A 23976-nucleotide genomic window follows, 5' to 3' on the forward strand; every position below is an offset into this window, starting at 1 on the left:
GGGTATTGTGGAAATTGAAGTTAAAGTTCCTGATATTGGATTAGAAGAAGTAGAAATAATTGCAATATTAGTACAGGTAGGAGATTACATAGTAAAAGATCAAGAAATTGTTACTGTAGAAGGAGAAAAAGCATCTATAGATATTCCTTCAAAATACAATGGTATTGTAAAAAAAATTTTAGTTAAAATAGGAGATTTAGTTAAAAAAAATTCTTTAATGTTAATAGTAGATATAAAATCTATTAATTATGTTAGTGAAAATGCAAGTAAAAAAAATATTGACAAATTATGTGTAGATAATATTTGTAAAATATTGCCAAAAAAGCATCATACAGTAGATTATATGCCTAATAATTGTTTTTATGATAAAAAATTTGTTCATGCCTCACCTTTAGTTAGAAAAATGTCTAGGGTCATGAATATTAATTTAAGTAACATTAAAGGCAGTGGTGTGAATAGTCGCATTTTAAAAGAAGATCTGAATAAACATATTCGTATGTTAGATGAATCAATTGAATGTAATAATAAAAATAGCAGTAATATTTTAGAGAAAATTACTGAGTTAAAAAACGATTTAGATAAATTTGGATCCATTAAAAAAGTACGAATGAGTTATATTCAACGAAAAGTAAGTAAAAATTTGTCTAGTTATTGGGTACAAATTCCTCATGTTACACATTTCGATGAAGTAGATGTTACTAACTTAGAGTCTTTTAGAAAAAAAATAAATAATAAACAATCAACGCAGACTATAATTAAAAAAAATATAAATGTAACATTATTAATTTTTTTAATTAAAATAGTTACCTATGCTTTAAAAAAATTTCCTATTTTTAACAGTTCTTTATCAGAGAATAAACAATACATTTTTTTAAAACAATATTATAATATTGGAGTAGCTGTTAATACTGCTAAAGGGTTATTAGTTCCTGTAATTAAAAATGTTGATAAAAAAAATATTTATGAAATTTCTCAAGAATTAAAAAAAATTTCTGAAAAATCTCGTACAGAAATGTTAAAAATATCAGATATGGAAGGAGGTTGTTTTACAATATCTAATTTAGGAAAATTAGGAGGTACTTATTTTACACCTATAATTAATTCTCCAGAAGTAGCTATTTTAGGTATTAGTAAAGTTTCTCAAAAATTAGTTTGGAAAAACAATGAATTTGTACCACGATTGATGTTACCATTATCTATGAGTTATGATCATCGCGTAATTAATGGTATGGAGGCTGCTCATTTTATTACATGTATTAGTGAATATTTATCAGATATTAGATTGCTGTCTATTTAAAGTTTTTTTTGTTTTTTAAGTAAATTTACATTTATAAAAAATAATATAAGAATGTTTACATCAAAATATAATAAATAAAACATAATATTACTGATTAAGGAAAAAATTTAATGAGTTGTAACATTTATACTGAAGTAGTAGTTATTGGAGGTGGTCCTTCTGGGTATTCTGCTGGATTTAGATGTGCAGACTTAGGATTAGATACTGTTTTAGTAGAACAATATCCTAATTTAGGAGGAGTATGTTTAAATGTAGGATGTATACCTTCTAAAGCGCTGTTGCATATAGCTAAAACAATTAAAGATGTGAAGCATTTGTCTAAATGTGGCGTATTATTTAATACATTGCAAATTGATATTTGTAAAATTAGACTATGGAAAAAAAATTTAATAAAAAAATTGTCGGAAGGGTTAACATACTTATCTAATAAAAGGAATATTCAAGTATTAACTGGAATAGGATCATTTGTTACTGCAAATCATTTATTAGTACGTAATAGTCAGTCTAAAGATTTTAATATATTTTTTAAGAAAGCAGTTATTGCTATTGGATCAACTCCTGTCATGTTAAATAATGTTCCTTATTTAGATGAAAGAATATGGACATCTAATGATGCTTTATGTTTATCAATGATTCCTAAACGTTTTTTAATTATTGGAAGCGGAATTATTGGTTTAGAAATGGCGACAATATATAGTGCGTTAGGATCTATAGTAGATGTTGTAGATACAAATTCTCAAATTTTTGCATCTGTAGATCAAGACTTAGTGAGTAATTTTTTAAAAATTGTTAGTATGGATTTTAAAATTATATTAAATACTCAAGTATTAAAAATTAAAGCAAAAGATAATGGTATTTGGGTCACATTAAAAAATAATAGCAATATAGATAAATTAGTTTGTTATGATGCAGTATTGATTGCTATAGGGCGTAAAATAGATTTAGAAAATTTAAATTTGAAAAAAATAGGAGGAGTTTCTATTAGTAATTTAGGAAATGTTTGTGTTAATGATCAATTATGTACTAATATACCAAATATTTATGCTATCGGAGATGTTGTTGGTTACCCAATGTTAGCACATAAAGGGATTTATCAAGGGAAAATAGTTGCTGATATAATTGCAGGTAAACAAGTTTTTTTTGACCCATTAGTAATTCCAGCAATAGCTTATACTAATCCAGAGTTAGCTTGGGTAGGAGTGACTGAAAAAGAAGCTATAGAAAAAAATATAAAATATAAAAAATCGGTATTTCCATGGTCAGTATCAGGTAAAGCAATTATATCTAATGCTCATGTTGGGCAAACGAATTTAATTTTTGATGATGTATCTAAACGTATCATTGGGGGGGCTATTTTGGGACCAAATGCAGGAGAATTATTAGGTGAAATTAGTTTAGCGATTGAAATGGGTTGTTATGCTGAAGATATTTCATTAACGATGCATGCACATCCTACTTTATATGAAACAATAGGAGGCGCTTCTGAAGTTTTACAAGGAATTTCTACAGATCTTATAAATAATTGAATGAATATAGTAATATTAACATTTAATAAAACTTTTTTTGTAAAAATTATTAAAATAATTTATATATGTATATATATAATTTTTTTTAAACAATGGATATATCATTATATATGTTAATATATATATTAACGTTATTAATATAAAATGTTTTTTTAAATAATAGTATATAAATTATTAAAAACAATTTTGAGATTAAATCATTTTAAATATATATGAAATATAATAAATATTATTTATATACTTATTGCTATCCAAAATTATGGAATGTAATTTTTTTTATATAAAATGTAACATAAATATGTTTTTAAGTATTTTATGGTGAACATTTTTGTAAATGAATATAAATTTAAAACGTTAATTTTATTTATTAAAAAATTTTTTAGTAATTAAATAACTATACTAAATTATATTTATCAAAATTATATACAAATATAATTATTAGTTTTTAATAGGACATACACTGTCATATTTTAAATATGTTATAGTTAATAATATTCTATGTATGATAAAATAAATAATTTATAAACTATTTTTTTTACGAATTATATACTGAAAGACATACCACATCCACATGTTGTTTTAGCATTAGGATTTTTTATAACAAACTTAGATCCTTCTAAATTTTCTATATAATCTATTTCTCCTCCAATTAAATATTGGACACTAACTATATCAGTAACAATGGGAACTTCGGAGTGTTGTATAATAATATCAGTTTTTTTTATTTGGTTATCTAAAGCAAATCCGTAAGTAAATCCGTTACATCCTCCTCCTGTAATATAAACTCTAAATTTTAAATTTTTTTCATTTTTTTTTTAATTGTTTCTATAATGTTGTTTATTGCGAATTTAGTAATTTTGATGTGAACGTTATATTTGTTTTTCATTATATGATACTTTTATTTAGTAAATTATAGTTATGAGTTACATTAGATAATATTAATAAAATTACTAATTATTATTTATGAATGCTGGTATTTAAGCAATATAATTTTTGTATAATGATAAATATTAATTTCAATAGTATGTATTAAAATATATTTATTATTACTGATGTTATATTAGTAGTTATTTGATATGTCGTCAACTGTTAGTTATCATGTATTATATAAATAATAATTATACTTTTTCTTCATGTATTTGAATAACATTAATATATGTTTATTTAGATAAATATTTTAAATTTATTAAATTTTAGTGTAATATATATATTATATATTTTTTGTATAAAACATTATTTCATATATTCGTATTTTTTTAAAAAATAGTATGTATTTTAAATTTTTTCAAATTTTTATTTGTTGAATAGATAAATTATTTATTAGATTAATGTATTGTATTATCGACGTTTTTAGAAATTTTCATTAGTGATATTTTTGTGTATATTTTATTTTTTGATAAAATATAAAATATATAAATAAATTTTTTAATTTTATTAAAATAGTCTAATGAGTAGTATTATTATTAATAATACTATTTTTATTAGTTAAAATTTTTTGTAAATTATAATATGTATGATTAAAATATATTATAATGAGATAATAAAATATTTATTTTTAATAATATAGTATTATACGATTTATATATTTCTATTGTAAGTAAGGTAATATTATTAATTCTAATATATCATTTATTATAGTATTTAAATATGCGAAAATTAATAATTTTAGTTATATATTTAAAATGTGAATATGTTAATAGTATTTAAACAATTTTTAAATTTATCTAATTTTAAATTAAATTTTTTTAGTAATATTTATTTAAATTTTGTAATTATAAATAAATTTATTTTATTTATATTATTAAATATAATGATGATTTTTAAAAAATTTTTTAGTTTTATTATTAGATAATATTTTTATGTTAATAGATATTAAATTTTATTTCAGTATATTTGTATAAATATTAGATAATATAATATTTATTAATTTAGATTTAGTGATAAAATTAGTAATTTTTTTAAATAAATGATTTAATAAATAGTATTTATAGTTATTAATGTATTTAACAACAAAATATTGTTATTTAGTATTTGAACAATTTTTTATTAGGTAAAGTAATTTAAAAAATTAATATATTTAAATTAACGAATGTTGTAATTTGAAAAATTTATATTTTTTACTGAAAAATAATATTATTATTAATAATAATATTTTTTTTAAAATTTTTAAATTTTTTAGTTGTCTTAAAAATTGTAAAATATATTTTTATATTAATGATATTTATTTATCTAATTTGGTAATAGTCTAAAATGTATTAAATTGTTATGAAGTTAGCTATTGAGAATATTGTTTTTATAAATATTTTAATGTTTAGATTGGAGCTTTCAATTTACTTTTTATGAAGATCGTTTATTTATTTCAATAGTTCATTTATCTTTTTATTTTTATTGACATTAAATCAATATTATTATCAATAGTAAAAAATTATTTTTTTTATACCTTTTTATATATTATAATAATTTATTATATTTTATTATTTTTGTTTTAATTTTTTTGTTATTTTTACATTCATGATCTTATTCTTTATTTTTTATTGTTAAATAATAATTAGATTATTATAAATTAATTTATTTAATAATTTTTTTTTTAAATTATTTAATTTTAAAAAATTAGGTATCTTTGTCTTTATTTTAAATATTTTTCATACTACATATGAGTATACTGATATTACTATTTATGAGTTAATAATTTATCAAATATTTTTAACTTTTATGAATTATATTATTTGTGAGTACATTTTATTATATTTTTAAAGTTAATAAATTGTCAGATTTGTATATTTGTAATGTGTTTTATATTTTTTTTATTTTTTTTAAACATTATTAATAAATTTTTTATATACTATTTTAGTATTATAGCTAATATGGATTATATGTGAATTAGTCGTTTTATGATACATTTTAACGTATTCTTTGTTAAGATATAAAAGAATATTAAATATTGTTATTGACAATATCTTACATAAGATATAATTTGTTACAGCGTTATTATCGTACATTTATTAACGTTTATTATTTGAGATTTTGTAATATGATGAATTTTTTTTATATTCAATGATTTTTTTATTTTAGTATAGATATATCAAAAGTTAACTTTTAAAAACTTGATTGATTTGTTTATATATTATGTATTGTTGATTAATTGAATTTATTTTTTATATGTATTTTAATGTATAATGAAGTGTATCTTTATTTATGCAATTATTTCTGATAACATTTAAAATGTTTTTTAGTCTTATGTTATTAGTTAATAGAATATTTTTTGAATGATTTACAACAAATATACTTATTTATTAAATAAATTTATTTAATAGTGTAAATTATATTTTCATATCTCTTATTATTATTTTTATAAAGATAAAATATATATATATTTATTTGTTATAATTTAAATGTTTATTTGGCATAGTAATTAAATAAATAAAATTAATTTAATTTTTTTACTTATGTTTTTACTTGACATTTTAAATACTTAATGTAATTAATTAGATGGTCAAAGATCATTATTATCAGAGTTATCAGATTCTTAATGTAAGAATTTTAATATATAATATTAATATTATTAATTACAATATACATATGTTATTAAGATAGATTTTTTAAATACTCTAATTTTTTTATTTTTTCAATAAAATTTTATTTGTTATTTATAATTTGTAATATAAGATTATTAATTAACAAAGTTGCTAATAGTAACATAATTACATTTTTTATAATTTCATATAATAAATGTATTAACTAAAAAATAGTTTTTTATATTAGATTTAAAATTTAATAATATTTAAGAAATAATTAAAATTTTTGTAAATAAGTTTTATATAACTATATTTTAAAAAAAAAGTTTAAGGTTATATAACTATAAAAAAATGGTAAATGTGTTTTTATGTTTTTTATTAAGGATATCCATTTTGCATAAATTATTTAATTATTAGCACATTTTATAAGTTAATGTTTTAAGTTAAATGTAGTATTTAGAGTATTTAACTATTTATTATACATGTAAATTAATAATTTTAGTTAAAAAATGTTTTAAAATATATAAGTATAGTTTTAATAATTTTTTATTATTAATAAGTAACAAATTACATATATTTTTTATTTTCATGTTTATTAGATTTTTTAGATATTTAATAACGTTTTATAAAAAATATTGTTGTACATTAATTTATGTTAGTGATAATGATTATTCATATATTCTAATATTTTAAAATTTAAATATAATTAAAATTTGTAATTTTTTCAGTATTTATAATTTAAATTTATAATATTTTTTTATATAATAGTAATATTTAAGTATATTTGATGTATTTTATGACAATTTTTTTCATTCTTGTAATGTAGATAATATTTTAGTTAAATCAGTTTTTTAGTTAAATTTATATTATTAATAATTTATAATTAATTATTTTTTATTAAACATTTGGCGTATTGGACTTAATTTAGAAACAAAATGTTTATATATAATATCATGTACGTTACCTGCTCCTTGTATTAAAACGATGTTTTTTTGAAATAATTTTTTTTTCAATATACTTAGTATATTATTATAATTTGTAATTAAAGTAGGTTTTAAATTGCTAACAGTGATAATTTTTTTACAAAGGTCTATACTGTTGTATCCTGGAATTACACATTCTTCAGCTGAAAATACATTTAACATTAATAAATTATCAACTAAAGATAAGACAGATATAAATTGTTTAAAGAGGTCTTGTGTTCTGCTAAATTTATGTGGTTGAAAAATCATTGTTATCTTTTTATCTTTCCATCCATTTCTAATAGTTTGAATATTATATAATATTTCATTAGGATGATGTCCATAGTCACTTATTATCATTAGTTTACTATGTTTATTATTTTTTAATGTTAAATTAAAGTGGCCTAATAATTCAAATCTTTTTTCAATACCTTTAAATTTTTTTAAAGCTTTTAAAATAATAGTAGGATGAATTTTTTGTATTAATGCTGTTATTACAGACGCTGTAGCGTTTAGTGCATTGTGTTTTCCAGGTAAATTTAAAGTTATATTTAATATATTTTTTTTGTTTCGAACTAATGTGAAGTAACATTTAAAGTTTATTTGATAATAGTTTACTATACGAAAATCAGATTTTTGGCTAAATCCATAAGTTATAACTTTTGATGTAATTTTTTTTATAATTTGATTTATTCCAAGATTATCTATGCAAATAATAGAGATTTTGTTATTGGGTGTATTATTTAAAAATTTAATGTATGTTTGTTGTAAATTATTAAAATTATTTTGGTAGTTTCTAAGGTGTTCATGTTCTATATTAGTTAATATTGCAACATTTGGTTGTATATACACTAAAGATCCATCGCTTTCATCTACTTCTACAATAAAATATAAGCCCTTTCCGGTTTTTGAAAAACTTTTTATATCTTTTACTATTCCTCCATTAATTAAGTTAGGATATAATTTAGCTTCATTGTATATATTAAATATTATTCCTGTTGTAGTGGTTTTTCCATGGCTTCCAGTAATTGCTATTGTGTATTTTTTTTTAGAAATTATTGAAAGCATTTGAGCTCTTTTTAATATTGGTATATTTAATTTTATAGCTGTTATTATTTCTATATTATTTTTTGGTATTGCACTAGATATTACAACAATATTAGCTTTTAATACATTTTTATATGAATGCTTGAAAGATATTAATGCACCCATGTTTGAAAGTTTTTTTGTAAAAAGGTTTGGGTTAAGATCAGACCCACTAATTTTATATTTTTTTTTTATTAAAAAATTGGCGATACTACTCATTCCAATACCACCTATTCCTACAAAATGTATCATATGTTTCTTATTTAATAAGAAATGTACTTTATGATTATTTTTTTTCATTTTTTTTAAAAAAAGTATTAACAATATATTATTATAATAATATTACTTTTTATGTGCTTTTGACAGTAAATAATTTTTTTCAATAATTTTTATTATTTTTTGTGTACTTTGAGTATGTATTTTTGTGTAAGATTTTTTTGCCATAAAGATTAATTTTTTTCTATTTAATTGTAAAATAGTATTTATTAGAACTTTTGTTGTTAAATTTTTTTCTTCAATTAATTTTGCAGCTCCTATATTATATAAAGGTAAAGTATTCCAGTATTGTTGTTTATCTTTGTGAGGATATGGGATGAATATTGCTCCTAATCCAATTGTGCTAATTTCACTTACAGTTAAAGCTCCCCCTCTAGATATTATTAAATCTGCCCATAAATATGCACTTTTTATGTCTTTTATGAACGTAGATGTTTTAAATATATTTTTTCTTTTTATACTATAAAATTTTTTCAGTTTTGTTGTAATATTATCACCAATTTGATGCCAAATTAAAATTTTTGTATTTAATAACAATGAAACTTTTGGTATGAAATAATTAATTATCATAGACCCTTGACTACCACCCAATACTAGTATTCTTATTGGTCCTTTTCTATTTTTGAATCGTACGAAAGGAGATGGAATATTAAGTAGTTCTGGTCGAATTGGATTGCCTACTTCAATTGCATTTTTGAGTGTGTTAGGAAAAGCTTGTAATGTTTTGTTAGCTAATTTGCTTAATATTTTATTAGTTAATCCTGCTATTTTATTTTGTTCGTGTATAATTAAAGGAATTTTTTGTTTATATGCAACGAGTGCTCCTGGAGCTGAAATATAACCACCCATTCCTAATATTAAATCAGGTTTATATTTTTCGATTATTAGTTTAGATTGTTTATAAGCTCTAATTAATTGAAATGATGTTTGTATGATTGAATATAAATTAGTTTTATGTAAACCTGTAATGGAAATAGAGTATATAGGAAATTTATTACAAGGAATAATTAAAGATTCTATATGATTTTTGGTTCCTATCCAACATATGTTCCATTTTTTTTTTAATAATTCTTCAGCAATTGTAATACCTGGAAATACATGTCCACCAGTTCCTCCTGCCATAATTATTATTTTTTTATTAGTCATTAGAGATCTCTGAAAATATGTTTATAATTTATTTATATATTTCTTAGAATTTGTTTTAAGCATTTGTTATTCATTTTATGAGCTGCTTTTCGTAAAATAAATTTTTTTTATACTTGATAAGTAATAAAGTTAATTTTTTCAGTAATTAGATATTAATAGTTATCATTGTGTTCGTTATAATATAAATATTTAAATATAAATTAATAAATAAAGGAATATAATTAAAAAAAATTTTTTATTTAATAGAATTTTAAATTTTTAATTATATACGTATATAATATTATATAAATGATTAATTAAATTAATTTTGTTTGAATACGTTTAATTTTTTTTAGATAATGTGGAATGTATAAAATTTGTACGTATTTTAAGTTATCATTTTAATCTTTAAATTAATTTTACGAATCTCATATTTATTAATTTTTTTATTTAAATGTTATTTACAATTTATTAAGTTGATATTTATAGTTGAATTTACTTATTCAGTACTTTCATAAGTACCTTTTATTTTTCAAGATGGTAGTGTTTGATAATAATTAATCTAATTATTATAAACATACTACTTTCTATAATTATCAAATATAATATAGTTTGATGATTAGAGATAAATGATATAGTAAATAATAGTAATCTTTAATATAACAATTATTTCTAAATAAAACTTTATTAAAAATATAACATTGTTATTGGAATAGTAATAGATTTTTTTATAAATTTTAAAAAATTATACTGCTTTTATTAATTTTTTTTAAAATAATAAGTAACATTATAGGTTAATGTCAGTGTAAAAAAAATTTTAGTTACATTTTTTTTAAAAATAAATTTTTTATTTGATATTTAGAGTTGTTTATTAAGATTATTTATTATAATAATAATTATTATAATAATTAGTTTAATAAGTATTATTTTAGGTATTAGTTGATGTATTTAAGTAAAATTATAAGATATCTTAATATATAATGTGTATAAAAAATTTCTTTAATAAAGAACGTTAACGTATATTTTAAACTAATAGTAATTAATTGAGATTTTGTTATTGTTATTATGTTAATATAATATATGTGATCAATTCAGATAATATAGTATTAAAAAATTTTTTTATACTTAATATAAGTTTGTTATACAATTATATTGTAATAATTTTCCTAAATTTTTTTATATATGCTTCAATATTTTTTTTGATAATTTTTTGAATGATTCCCCCCTTTCTTCAAAATTTGTAAATTGATCAGTACTACTACATCCAGGAGAAAGAAGTATAACATCATTTGATGTTATTTCTGATTTTATCAAATGCATTGCTTGATTTAATGTTAGGGTACATGATGATATATAAGGAAAGATATTAAAAATGTGCTTTCCATCTACTCCATAACAGTATATTTTAATTTTTTTATTTTTTAGGTATTTTTTTAATGCATAAAAATTTGCAGATTTAATATTACCTCCTAATAATAATCGTAATGTACCTTTTGTTCGTACATTTTTTATCGCTGCAATAGTACTTCCAATATTAGTTGATTTTGAATCATTAATACATGTTATATTATTTTTTTTGTAGATTGTTTGAAATCTATGACTTAGTCCATTAAATTTATAAAGTGTTTTTAGAGTAATATTTCTAGAAAACCCTATTGTATCGGATATTGCAAGTGTAACTAAAACATTTTCGAAATTGTGAGACCCACGTAATAATATATTATTTAAATTTATTACTTTTTTATATTTATGGTATACCCATGTTGTTGAATGGCGTTTAACTAAATGGTAGTCACCATAGTTAATACCAAAAGTAATTTTTTTTTGTTGTTTATGTATATTTTTTTTAAAAAAATTGTTTTTGGTATTTAAGATGCATATGTTAGCATTGTTGTAAATTTTTAATTTTGTATGTTTATAAAGATTAAAATTAGAAAAATATCTATCCATATGATCAGGGGTAATATTAATAATTACAGCTATATATGCTTTTAAAGAATTAATAGTTTCTAATTGAAAACTAGACAATTCTAATATGTAAATATCACTTGGTTTTTCGAGTATACTTAGAGCAGGAATACCTATATTACCTCCTGTAGCGACTCTGATACTTGATTTTTTAGCTATTGTTTGTAATATAGAAGTAACTGTAGTTTTACCATTAGAACCAGTAATTGCAACAATAGGTTTATTTGTTTCTCTACAAAATAGTTCAATATCTCCTATTATTTCAATGCCTAAAGTAGAAGCTTGTTGTAATAAAGGATGAAACAAAGAAATACCTGGGCTAATAACAATTAAATCAGACTGAAAAATCCATGATTTTATGTCATTACCTAATTTTATTGCAATACGTTTAGGTATTTTATTAATGAATTTCAATCTTTTTAAATTGGTTTCAGTGTCAATTACTTTTGGATATATTCCTTTTTTAACAAAAAAATTAATACAGGATATTCCAGTAATTCCTATTCCCCAAATTAGTATTTTTTTATGTTTATAATTATATTTCATTATTAAAAAATTATTAAAGTAGTTAATCCAACGAATGTTAAGATTACTGAGATAATCCAGAATCGTGTTACTATTTTAGATTCATGATTTTGTAGTAATTCATAATGATGATGCAATGGAGCCATTAGAAAAAATTTTTTTCCAGTAGTTTTTATTGCAATAATTTGTATTATAACTGATATTGTTTCTAAAACAAATACTCCTCCTATAATAATTAGTAGAAGTTCTTGACGTAATAAAACAGATATTAATCCTAAGACACCTCCTAATGAAAGTGAACCAGTATCACCCATGAAAATTTGTGCTGGATAGCTATTGAACCATAGAAAACCTATACCAGCTCCAATAATAGACGTACATATAACAATTATTTCAGGAGTTTTTTTTAAATATAATACGTTGAATAATTGATGATAATGCACATTTCCAGTTATGTAAGCAATAATAGATAATCCAATTGATACTAGTATAATTGGTACAATTGCTAATCCATCTAACCCGTCAGTTAAATTTACAGCATTGCTAGTACCGATGATAGTAAAATAAGCTAATATAATATATCTGATTTTAAGAATAGGATGTATATTATGTAATAAAGGAATAATTAATTTAGTATGATTTACTTCGTTTTCTAAAAAATATATTATAAATATGATACTTAAAGCGATAAAAGATAGTAAAAGATATTTTTTTAATACAGTTAATCCGGTAGAATAGCTATTATTAATTTTAAGTTTATCGTCTATAAATCCAACTATTCCATATCCAATTAATATAAACATAATATACCAAACATATGTGTTTAGTAAATCGTTCCATAGTAATGTTGAAATTAATATAGACATTATAATTAGTATTCCTCCTATAGTTGACATTTTACTTTTACGAAAATAAGTTATTGAGTTTTTTTTATACATATTTTGACTAATTTGAGTTTTTATTATTCTTTTAGTAACAAATATTCCTACAGATAATATGATTATTAATGTTGTAAAGAAGCTAGCTAAAGATCTAAATAATATATTATGAAATGTTCCATATAAAAAAAATTTATTTATAGAGTTATTAAAATAATATATCAACATTTTTTATCTCTTTAATAAAAGGTTAATTACTGTGTCTAATTGATGGTTTCTAGAACTTTTAAATAAAATAAAAGTATTTTTTTTAATATGATGTATTTTTTTTTGTAAGTAAGGTAACATAATAAATGGATGATTGAAATGCTTACCTTGAATTAAGTTATCTGTAATTAGTTTGCTGTAGTAGCCTACACTATAAATTTTATTTATTTTAGCATGGCAAATCATATTTCTTACATTTAAATGATATGAAATAGTATTTCTCCCTAATTCTTTTATATCTCCTAAAATAAGTATTTTATATCCATCCATTCTTTCTAGTACTTGTATTGCAGATAATATAGAATTATTACTAGAATTATAACTATCGTCTATTATAGTTATATATTTGTTTAGTTGAATGAATTCTAATCTTTTAGAGGGAGTATTAATTATGGATAAACCTTTGATGATTTTGTTAACAGGTACATGTGCAGCTGTTGCTATAGCTATAGAAGCAAGTGCATTATATACATTATGATATCCAGGAATTGGTAGGTTAATTAATATTTTTTTAAAAAATGGAGTGTGTGCAATAAAAGAAGAGTGGTTAGGATAAATTTTAATATGAGTAGCAAAAATGTTATTTTTTTTTATAGAAAAAAAATAACATTTAATATTACGTATCGATTTTTTCCATAATTTTAAATTATTACTATCGGCATTTATTATAACAATTCCCTTTTGAGATAATCCTGAAAAAATTTCTTGTTTTGCTTTAGCAATACCTAATAATGAATGAAATCCTTCTAAATGAACTGGGTAAATATTATTTATTAGAACAATATATGGTTGTACAATTTTTGATAAATAACTTATTTCTCCAGGAGAATTACCTCCTATTTCAATAATTGCAAAACGATGAGATTTTTTTAATCTTAATAAGGTTAGTGGGACTCCAATAAAATTATTAAAATTATGTTTAGTATATAAAGTTTTGTTGTATTGAGAAAAAATAGAAGCGGTCATTTCTTTAACAGATGTTTTTCCTAGGCTACCTGTAATAGCAATTACTAAAGGATTAGTTTGTATTCTATTCCAATGTGCTATCTGACCTAAGGCTGTGGTTGTGTTTTTTACAATGATTTGAGGGAAAATAATAGGTAGTTTATATTGTACTAAAAGTGCTACACAACCTTTATTGATAGCTTCTTGAAAAAAATTGTGTCCATTGAGTTTTTTTCCAATGATTGCAACGAATAAGCATTTAGAAGTAATTTTTCTAGAATCTATTTCAATTTTTTCAATTGTTGTACATATTTTATGTACAAACAACCCGTTAGTAATTTTTGATATATTTTTTAAGGATGTTTTAATCATTTTTTATTTAATATTTTAAATACTGTGTTTATATCTGAATATTGAATAAATTTATTACCAATAATTTGGTAGTTTTCAATCCCTTTCCCAGCTATTAGTATAATGTCATTTTTTTTAGCTAATTTAATTGCATAAGTTATTGCTTCTTTTCTTTCAATAATTATTTTGACATTTTTTGTACAGTATCTAACTATATCATTGGCAATTTTTATTGGGTTTTCATTTCTGGGATTATCATTAGTCACGATCACTTGATTAGATAACTGTTCAGCAATTATTCCCATTTTGGATCTTTTTGTTACGTCTTTGTTTCCTCCACATCCGAAAATACACCATATTTTTTTTTTATAATAATAGTAACGTAATGTTTGTAAAACTTTTTTTAACGCGTCTGGGGTATGAGCAAAGTCAATAATGATTATAGGTTGATTAACTCGATTAATTATATGCATTCTTCCAGGGATTGGAGAGAGTAAGTGAGATTTTTGTACAAGATCTTGCATAGGATAACCTAATTTTAATAAGCTAGAAAATGCTAATAGTATATTATTGACGTTAAATAATCCTAATAATTGGCTTATTAAAACACCATTGCCCCAGTAAGAATGAAAAAAAATTTTAGTGTTATTTTTATCAAAAATAATTTTTTTAGCGTATATTTGTTTTCGTGAAAAATGATTATTAATGTTTTGTTGAGTATTAATTAAAATATCGTTTTCATGTTTATTTTTTTGATACCAATTATTATTCAATGTTTTATCATCATTATTTAAAATTTTTTGATAAACTTTATTTTTTTTAAAAAAATTCCATTTTGTTTTAGTATATTCTTGTATATTTTTATGGTAATCAAGGTGATCTTGAGATATATTAGTAAGTATACCTATTTTAAAAAAAATGTTTTTTATTCTATTTTCTTGAATTCCATGTGAAGAAACTTCTATAGTTACTAAATTTACTTTTTTTTGAATAAATTTATGCAGTAAAGATTGAATTACTATAGCAGAGTCAGTAGTATTAGGAGTTTTTTTGAGTGCTTTGTATAAGCCATTTCCTAAGGTTCCTATAATAGCTGTTTTTTCACCTAATAAATGAGCCCATTGAGCAATTAAATGTGTTACTGTAGTTTTACCATTAGTGCCAGTTACTCCAACAGTTGTAATTTTTTTTCCAGGATTTTGATAAAACCTTCCTGATATATCAGGAAGACATCTTGATAAATTAAAAAAATGGATGATTGGTACTTTTTTATTAAATTGAATTAATCCATGATATTTAATTTTGTTAGTTTCTAGTAGTACGATTGATGCGCCTTTATTAATAGCTTGTGAGATAAACATTGATCCATCTACAATATTACCTTTTACAGCAATAAACAAATCGTTGTAAGTTATTTTCCTACTATCTGAAATTATATTCTTAAATAATTTGTCAGGTGTATGACGGATCCATGGAGATAATAATTTGTTTACGTTATGTATGGTTTTCATTGAAGTAGTAAAACATTTTTATTATATGTTGTTAGTATAATATACTATTTTATTGAATTGAACTATTTAGTCCCATTTTTTTATTATTTTTAGAAGTGATACTTGCTATATTCATAAACCTTAAAGTATAAGAATTTTTATAATATTTTTTTAATATTTAATTTATTAATAATGGTTAATAAATTAAATTGAGGTATATTTATACATGACAAATCTACACTCATAATAATATATGAAACGTATATTCTATAATTATTTAGTTTTTTTTTTAAAATTTTAGTTTTAATTATAATTTAGTAATTTTGCATAATAACTAATGTTTTGTTATTTTTAGTATTAAGTGTATTGTTATAGTGATTTTGTAATTTTTTAATATTTTAAAAAAATTTTATTATAATTTAAAGAAGAATTAAATTTAGTTACAAATAAGAATTTATATAATTTTTTGATATTAATTTTTTTGTCAAACAGTAAGTAATTACTATAAGTTGAATTATTAAATTGAGTTTAGAAAAAAATTTATTATATAGTTTTTAACTTTTTGTGTTTTAATTAAACGATTTAAGTACTGCATTGATATAATATATGATATCTCACGTAATAAGATACATTTCATGTTTTACAGTTAGTATATGTAATTAATGTATATGTTTTATGTTTTACACTAATTGATGAGAACATTTAATTTTTAGAAGAAATATGTTTATTATTTAATAATATTTAAACTATTATTTATTTTTTAAAATATTAAAATATATAATATTTCTAAGTATTTGAATTAATCTTTTTTAATAATGTTTGAAGAACGTTATTAAATTTTTTTATTTTTAAATAAATATTTTTTATATTAACGATATAATAAAAAAATTAATTTTTAGAGAATAATATTTTTTTAAAATTTTTTTTAAATGTCAATTTTTTTAATGTTTTGTTTCTTAATGTATTTAATTTGTTTTTTTATTTTTAAAAAAAAACATTAATTGTTATCATAATGGTTATTATTATAATAATAATTTTTTGTAAAGTATTAAAATAGTTTAAGACAGATATTTTTATTTTTTGTTTAATAAATGTTTTACTTTTTGTATTTGTAAATAATTAATTAAGGACAAACGTATATGTTTTTGCCAATTTATTATTAGTTGGTTATTTTCTATTCGATTATAAGTATATTTTTTTAATAATTAAAATATTTTGTAATTCTTAGAAATGTAAATTACTATTATAAATTAGTTTTTTTAGTAGTAATAAATCATAATAATATGATTTTTTATTGACATAATATTAAAAAATACATATTTGTAAAAATGAAAATGACGGTATCATTATTGATAATATTAGATAAAAATGTTACTTATTTTAATAAGTGTGTATTTAGTATTCGTTTTTAAATTAATGTTTTTTACAAAAAATTAAACTTTTTTATTTTTTACTTTTACTTTATTTAAATAAATAATATTTTTTATATATTATATAGTTAGACTTTTTTTATTAAGGTAATGTTAACAATATAAGTAATATAATTAAAGAGTATATTATAAATTTTATTTTATTTCAAATAAATATTTTGTTTTAGTTATTTGTTTAAAATGATAGTGTTTATATTTAAAGTTTTCGTTCTATTGTTCTTAAAATTGCACTTCTTGATCTAGGATTTTTGTTTATTTCATTAATGCTAGGAAAAACTTTTTTGATTAAAGTACATTTTTTTTTAAATAATGTGTTCAGTTGTTTTTCAGTTATTGGAATACCAGGAGGTATATTTGTTATTTTGCTATGATGTAACATGAATTGTTTCACTATTCTATCTTCTAAAGAATGAAAAGTAATAACAGAAAATATTCCTCCTGGTTTTAATATTTGAAGAATATGTTTCAAAATTAATTGTAATTCTTCAATTTCTTTATTAATAAAAATTCTTATTGCTTGAAAACATTTAGTTGCAGGATGTTTTTTAAGTTTTTTATTATAAGGTATTGTTTTTGCAATAACATGTGCTAATTCTGTTGTTCTTTCTAAGGGTCGATACATTTGTCTGTATTTTACAATTGCTTTTGCTATTCTTTTTGAAAATTTTTCTTCTCCAAATTTTTTTAATACGAATGCAATAGATTTTTGATTGCTTGTTTGGAGCCATTGTGCAGCAGATATACCTGTGGTAGGATTCATTCGCATATCTAAAGGACCATCTATCATGAAAGAAAATCCTCTATTTGCAACGTTTATTTGAGAATAAGATGTTCCTAAATCTAATAAAACACCGTTTACATTTCCAGTAATGTTAAGTTGATTTGTATATTGTAACATTTTTGAAAATGGTCCTTGTATATATTGAAAGTTTGTGTAGGTTATTTTTTTAGCTTGAGTATAAGATTCAGGATCTTTATCAATAGCATATAACATACCATGTTGATTTAAGTGTTGTAATATTAATTTAGAATGACCTCCGTGTCCGAAAGTACCGTCAATGTAAATACCGTTATTAACAATTTTTAATGATTTGATTGCTTGATCCAGTAATACTGGAGTATGTTGTTTTTTTTTCATAGTGATATATGTAAAAATTATATAAATTATTTTTAATAATTTTTAATTGATATAAAATGTTATTTGCATTTATTTATTTTTAATAAAATTATTAGAATACAATTTTAAATTGTTGGAATAATAATAATTTTTTCAATAATTTTAATTACAAGATATTCCTACAACTCCTGATCTAGACATTTCAATAATTTCAGATAAATTTTTGACAATTTCTATAAAAGAATTAATTTTAGTAGCTGTACCTGTTAATTGGACAATAAAAAATGTAATAGTAATATAAATAATATTTCCTTCAAAAACTTTGATTATTTGGTGAACATCTTTTTTTGACTGTGATTTTATTTTTAATTTTATTAGTAAAATTTCGCGTTGAATGTAATTTTTTTGATCTATATTAACAACTCTCAAAACATCTATTAATTTATGTAATTGTTTTTCTATTTGCTCAATAGTTTTTTTATTATCTATAGTTTGTATAGTAATAAGTGATAAGGTTGGATCATTAGTAGGAGCTACATTTAGACTTTCTATATTATATCCTCTTTGAGAAAATAAGCCAACTACTCTGGATAATGAGCCAGATTCATTTTCTAATAGTATTGTTAATATTTTTTGCATTTTTGTTCCTTAGATAGTACGTTATTTCCTAATTGCATATTGTTCATTCCTCCTCCCTTAATTTGCATTGGATATACATTTTCTGAATAGTCAACAATTATATCTACAAAAATTAATTTTCCTTTTTGTAATTGAAGTAATGCATCTTGTAGTTGTTTTTTTAAATTTTTAGGGTTATTAATAAGGATTCCTACATGTCCATATGATTCAGCTAATTGAACGAAATTAGGAATCGATTTCATGTAAGAACAAGAATGTCTTCCAGAGTAGTGGATGTCTTGCCATTGTCTTACCATACCTAATGCAGAATTGTTAATATTAATTATTAAAATTGATAAATTGTATTGTTTTGCAGTAGATAGTTCTTGAATATTCATTTGGATACTTCCATCTCCTGTTACACAAATAACAATAGCTTCAGGATGTGCTATTTTAACACCTAAAGCTGCTGGTAGTCCAAAACCCATTGTTCCTAGGCCTCCTGAATTGATCCATTGTCTTGGTTTTTTAAAGGGATAATATAAGGCAGTAAACATTTGATGTTGACCAACGTCAGATGTTATATAAGCATTTCCTTTTGTCAAATTCCATATAGTTTGTATTACATTTTGTGGTTTAATTGTTTTTTGATTATTTATATATTGTAAACTATTTTTTTGTTTCCATTCTTGAATTTTGTTCCACCATTGCTCTAAGGAATTCTCTTTTTTTTCATTTTTAATAAGAGACCATATTTGCTGTAAAATGTTTTTAGCATTACCCACAATAGGTATATTTGCAAAAATGGTCTTTGAGATTGAAGTAGGATCAATGTCAATGTGTAAAATTGTAGCGTTTGGACAATATTTGTTTAAATTATTTGTAGTTCTATCATCAAATCTTACTCCAATAGCTAAAATTACATCTGCATGATGTATTGCCATATTAGCTTCATAGGTTCCATGCATACCTAACATATGTAAATTTTGTGGATGATTTCCTGGAAAGGCTCCTAGCCCCATAAGTGACATTGTTACAGGTATATTTAGTTTTTCAGCTATTAATAACAATTCTTTGTGTCCTTGAGAAGATATGACTCCTCCTCCTACATAAATTATTGGTTGTTTAGCATTACTTAATATATTTAAGGCGCGTTTAATTTGTTTTATATGACCTTTTGTTGTAGGGTTATAAGATCTTATATGTATTGTATCTGGCCAATAGTAATCTTTTTTACTGATATTATTTAATATATCTTTAGGTAAATCAATTACTACTGGTCCTGGCCTTCCAGTTGAAGCAATCCAAAAAGCTTTTTTAAAAATAGTAGGAATATCTTCTGTTGTTTTAACTAAGAAACTATGTTTCACAATAGGTCTAGAAATTCCTATCATATCACATTCTTGAAAAGCGTCTAACCCAATTAATGATGAATCTACTTGACCAGAAATTATAACTATAGGTATAGAGTCCATATAAGCAGTAGCGATGCCAGTTATTGCATTTGTAGCTCCTGGACCTGAAGTGACAAGTACTACTCCTATTTTTCCAGTTGTACGAGCGTAGCCGTCAGCCATATGTACTGCTCCTTGTTCGTGTCTAACTAGTATGTGATTTATTCCTTTGATTGTATAAAGTGCATCATAAATGTCTAGAACAGCACCTCCAGGATATCCAAAAACATATTTTATTTGTAGATCTATTAATGATCTAATTACCATTTGAGCCCCTGATATTTTTTGCATTTTATTTTCTCTAAGTAAAAGTTATTTTTTTGTTGTAATTATTTAATATTATTAAATAATTTAGTTAATTTTTTATATGTGTGTAATGAATTAAATAATTATTTATATATAAATATAAAAGTATTATGTATAGATGATTTATAGTAAATGAATAAACAAATGTGTTTTTTAAAACAATTTAATAATGAATTTTATTAACTTTGTTAGTAATTTTATATTTAAATTTATATACTTGGAAAGTAATTTTAATGAATTTAAATAAATATTTAAAAATTTTTGAATACTTATATTTTCTTTCTATAGGTATTGTTTAATATTTAAAGATTTTATACAAAAGAATAACTGTTTTTTTTTGAAGTATAGTTTAAATTTTTGAAATGTAAATATGTTTAAATTTATATTTGAGTTATTTTTTAGTACATCTACTCATTTATTATTTTATGATAGTTTAGTTAAAATAATAAATAGTACGTTAGTAATATTAATAACAAGCATATTTAATAAATTAAAATTAATAACAAATTTTAAGTAGTGAATATGTTGATTATGTATTGATAATATATAAATAAAATTACGATTCTTAAAAAATGTTGTATATGTATGAATATTATGAATGTATAATATTATTTAAATATTTAAAATATTTATATATTAAGAAATGTTATGTGTATATTAATTTTTGTAAATTGTTTGATATAATATGTAATGTATAATTTTGTTGAGTTATATAATGAATTTTTTAATTATAAATTATAATAATAAAAAATATTTTTTTTAGGATAGTAAGTTTATTTTTTATAAGTAACAATATCAGTTGTCAACTTAAATATAAATTACTTTAAAAGTTAAGTATATTCTTTAATTTTTTATATTGCTTTTTTTATATATTATTTAATAATATTTCGTAATTTATAAGTTTTTATTTGCATTTGTTAGATGATTTTAGAGTACTATTTTAGTAACAATTATATTGTTTTGTAACACATTTTATGTGTATTACGCATATTTATCACGTGTGTATTACCTTAAATATTGAATTAATCATAAATTTTATATAATTGATTATTAATAAGAATATGATAAAATTTCATATAGTTATGTTATATAATATTTTTATATGTATTTGTTACATATAATTCAGTAGTAAATGTTATTTTAATATGTAAAGTAATCCATAAGTTACTTAATTTGTTTATAAAATACAAGTATTATATTTAAAAATATTAAAAGATATCTTTCACACTTTTTTAAAATAAAATAATCAACTCGTATTGAATAATATGAGTGATATTAGTTTATTTCCAGTTAAATTAAATTGATTATTATAACATGAGAGCAAATTATGAAAAAATCAACTTTAATGTTGATTATGATTTCAATTACATTAACATTAACGTTAACTTTAAAAGTTTTTTTTAGTAGTACAAGTATAGCGAATATTAGGAATATTCCAGTAGCATATAAATTACCAAGTTTAGCACCTATGTTAGAACAAGTTATTCCTTCTGTTGTCAGTATTATTATTGAAGGAAATACAGTTGTTCATACACCAAAATCGTCTGATCAATCTTATAGTTTTTTTAGAAAAAATTTGTGTTTACATAATAAAATATTTTTTCCTGTGGAAAAAACTTTTAATCGTAATTTTTTAAAAGAAAGTATTGCAAGATACGATAAATTTCGTGCTTTAGGATCTGGTGTAATTATAGATGCTTCAAACAATTACGTAGTTACTAATAATCATGTGGTGAATCATGCTAATAAAATCCAAGTACAATTAAGTGATGGTCGTAAATATCAAGCGGTGGTAATTGGAAAAGATGTACGTTCAGACATTGCATTAATTCAACTTAAGGGTGCAGAAAAATTAACTGCTATTAAAATTGCTAACTCCGATAAAATAAAAGTAGGTGATTATACTATTGCTATTGGAAATCCTTATGGTTTAGGAGGAACTGTAACTTCAGGGATTATATCAGCTATTGGAAGAAGTGGATTAAATATTGAACATTATGAAAATTTTATTCAAACTGATGCAGCTATTAATAGGGGTAATTCTGGGGGAGCTTTAGTAAATTTAAAAGGTGAGCTAATTGGAATTAATACTGCTATTTTAGCCCCAGATGGTGGTAATATAGGTATTGGTTTTGCTATTCCTTCTAATATGGTTAAAAATTTAACTAAACAAATGGTAAATTTTGGACAAGTTAGAAGAGGAGAGTTAGGTATTATAGGTACAGAATTAAATTCTGAATTAGCTAAAGTTATGAAATTAAATACACAAAAAGGTGCTTTTGTTAGTCAAGTATATCCAAATTCTGCTGCTGATCGATCAGGAATAAAATCTGGAGATGTTATTATTTTTTTAAATAACAAACCGATATATAGTTTTCTATCATTAAGAGCTGAAATTTCTTCTTTTCCCATTAATACAGAAATAATACTTGGAATATTACGTGACGGTCATGTTAAAAAGTTTGTTATAAAGTTAGAAAAAATTTTGAGAGAAACTATAGATTCTTCAAATGTTGATATTATAATAGAAGGCGCTGAGTTAAGTAATTGCGATATTAACGGATATAAAAGAGTTTTAATTAACGATGTGAAATCAAATACCTCTGCTTTTGCTCTTGGTTTAAGAAAAAATGACATTATTTTAGGATTAAATAAGATGTCTGTTTCTAGTGTAGAGGATTTAAGAAGAATATTAAGTAAAAAGCCTTCTATATTAGTATTTTGTATACAAAGAGGAAATCATGTAATTTATTTATTATTGCAATAATTTTTTTAATAAAAATGTTTCTGACATCTTTTTTTTAAAGACATCAGAAACATAAAATAATTGTTATATAAAT

The 23976-nt window shown here is 21.3% G+C and carries 12 protein-coding genes and 1 pseudogene; 3 read left to right on the plus strand and 10 right to left on the minus strand.

Features of this window, described 5'->3' with window-relative positions; genetic code table 11:
* Positions 1-7: 7 nt before the first annotated feature.
* Positions 8-1297 carry a 2-oxo acid dehydrogenase subunit E2 gene (locus tag BUCNMO_RS00875; RefSeq protein WP_158344751.1) on the plus strand — a complete coding sequence of 430 codons (1290 nt, stop codon included), beginning with the start codon at positions 8-10 and terminating at the stop codon, positions 1295-1297.
* Positions 1298-1407: 110 nt separating this feature from the next.
* Positions 1408-2823, plus strand: a complete 1416-nt coding sequence (gene lpdA, locus BUCNMO_RS00880) for a dihydrolipoyl dehydrogenase (protein ID WP_158344753.1) — start codon at positions 1408-1410, stop codon at positions 2821-2823.
* A 542-nt stretch (positions 2824-3365) separates the two neighbouring features.
* On the opposite strand, the pseudogene erpA reads toward lpdA, so the two are convergent.
* From erpA to ilvB, 10 genes and pseudogenes are all read right to left on the minus strand, one after another.
* Positions 3366-3709 (minus strand): annotated as a pseudogene (gene erpA, locus BUCNMO_RS00885) (iron-sulfur cluster insertion protein ErpA).
* Between the two features lie 3516 nt (positions 3710-7225).
* Positions 7226-8638, minus strand: coding sequence for a UDP-N-acetylmuramate--L-alanine ligase (murC, locus tag BUCNMO_RS00890; protein ID WP_160118318.1), 1413 nt, complete (start codon positions 8636-8638; stop codon positions 7226-7228).
* Between the two features lie 90 nt (positions 8639-8728).
* Positions 8729-9808 (minus strand): undecaprenyldiphospho-muramoylpentapeptide beta-N-acetylglucosaminyltransferase, encoded by a 1080-nt coding sequence (gene murG / locus BUCNMO_RS00895; protein WP_158344757.1) that lies wholly within the window; start codon positions 9806-9808, stop codon positions 8729-8731.
* Positions 9809-10963: 1155 nt separating this feature from the next.
* A complete protein-coding gene (gene murD, locus BUCNMO_RS00900; protein WP_158344759.1) occupies positions 10964-12301 on the minus strand; it encodes a UDP-N-acetylmuramoyl-L-alanine--D-glutamate ligase in 1338 nt (445 codons plus the stop codon).
* 2 nt (positions 12302-12303) lie between these two features.
* A complete protein-coding gene (gene mraY, locus BUCNMO_RS00905) occupies positions 12304-13386 on the minus strand; it encodes a phospho-N-acetylmuramoyl-pentapeptide-transferase (protein ID WP_232037630.1) in 1083 nt (360 codons plus the stop codon).
* Positions 13387-13389: 3 nt separating this feature from the next.
* Positions 13390-14742, minus strand: coding sequence for a UDP-N-acetylmuramoyl-tripeptide--D-alanyl-D-alanine ligase (locus BUCNMO_RS00910; RefSeq protein ID WP_158344761.1), 1353 nt, complete (start codon positions 14740-14742; stop codon positions 13390-13392).
* A complete protein-coding gene (locus BUCNMO_RS00915; RefSeq protein ID WP_158344763.1) occupies positions 14739-16232 on the minus strand; it encodes a UDP-N-acetylmuramoyl-L-alanyl-D-glutamate--2,6-diaminopimelate ligase in 1494 nt (497 codons plus the stop codon). Before BUCNMO_RS00915 ends, BUCNMO_RS00910 begins: the two co-directional genes overlap by 4 nt.
* 1605 nt (positions 16233-17837) lie before the next feature.
* The gene (gene rsmH / locus BUCNMO_RS00920; RefSeq protein ID WP_158344765.1) at positions 17838-18779 is read right to left on the minus strand and encodes a 16S rRNA (cytosine(1402)-N(4))-methyltransferase RsmH; all 942 of its coding nucleotides are present in this window, start codon (positions 18777-18779) and stop codon (positions 17838-17840) included.
* Positions 18780-18920: 141 nt separating this feature from the next.
* Complete coding sequence (gene ilvN, locus BUCNMO_RS00925; protein WP_158344766.1) at positions 18921-19397, minus strand: acetolactate synthase small subunit; 477 nt, start codon at positions 19395-19397, stop codon at positions 18921-18923.
* On the minus strand, positions 19382-21121 hold the full coding sequence (ilvB, locus tag BUCNMO_RS00930; RefSeq protein ID WP_158344768.1) for a biosynthetic-type acetolactate synthase large subunit: 1740 nt from the start codon (positions 21119-21121) through the stop codon (positions 19382-19384). Before ilvB ends, ilvN begins: the two co-directional genes overlap by 16 nt.
* Before the next feature lie 1342 nt (positions 21122-22463).
* On the opposite strand from ilvB, the gene BUCNMO_RS00935 reads away from it, so the two are divergent.
* Positions 22464-23903 carry a Do family serine endopeptidase gene (locus tag BUCNMO_RS00935; protein WP_158344770.1) on the plus strand — a complete coding sequence of 480 codons (1440 nt, stop codon included), beginning with the start codon at positions 22464-22466 and terminating at the stop codon, positions 23901-23903.
* Positions 23904-23976 lie beyond the last annotated feature (73 nt).

It is taken from the genome of Buchnera aphidicola (Nipponaphis monzeni) (genome assembly GCF_006741185.1).
GTDB classification, from domain to species: domain Bacteria; phylum Pseudomonadota; class Gammaproteobacteria; order Enterobacterales; family Enterobacteriaceae; genus Buchnera_H; species Buchnera_H aphidicola_T.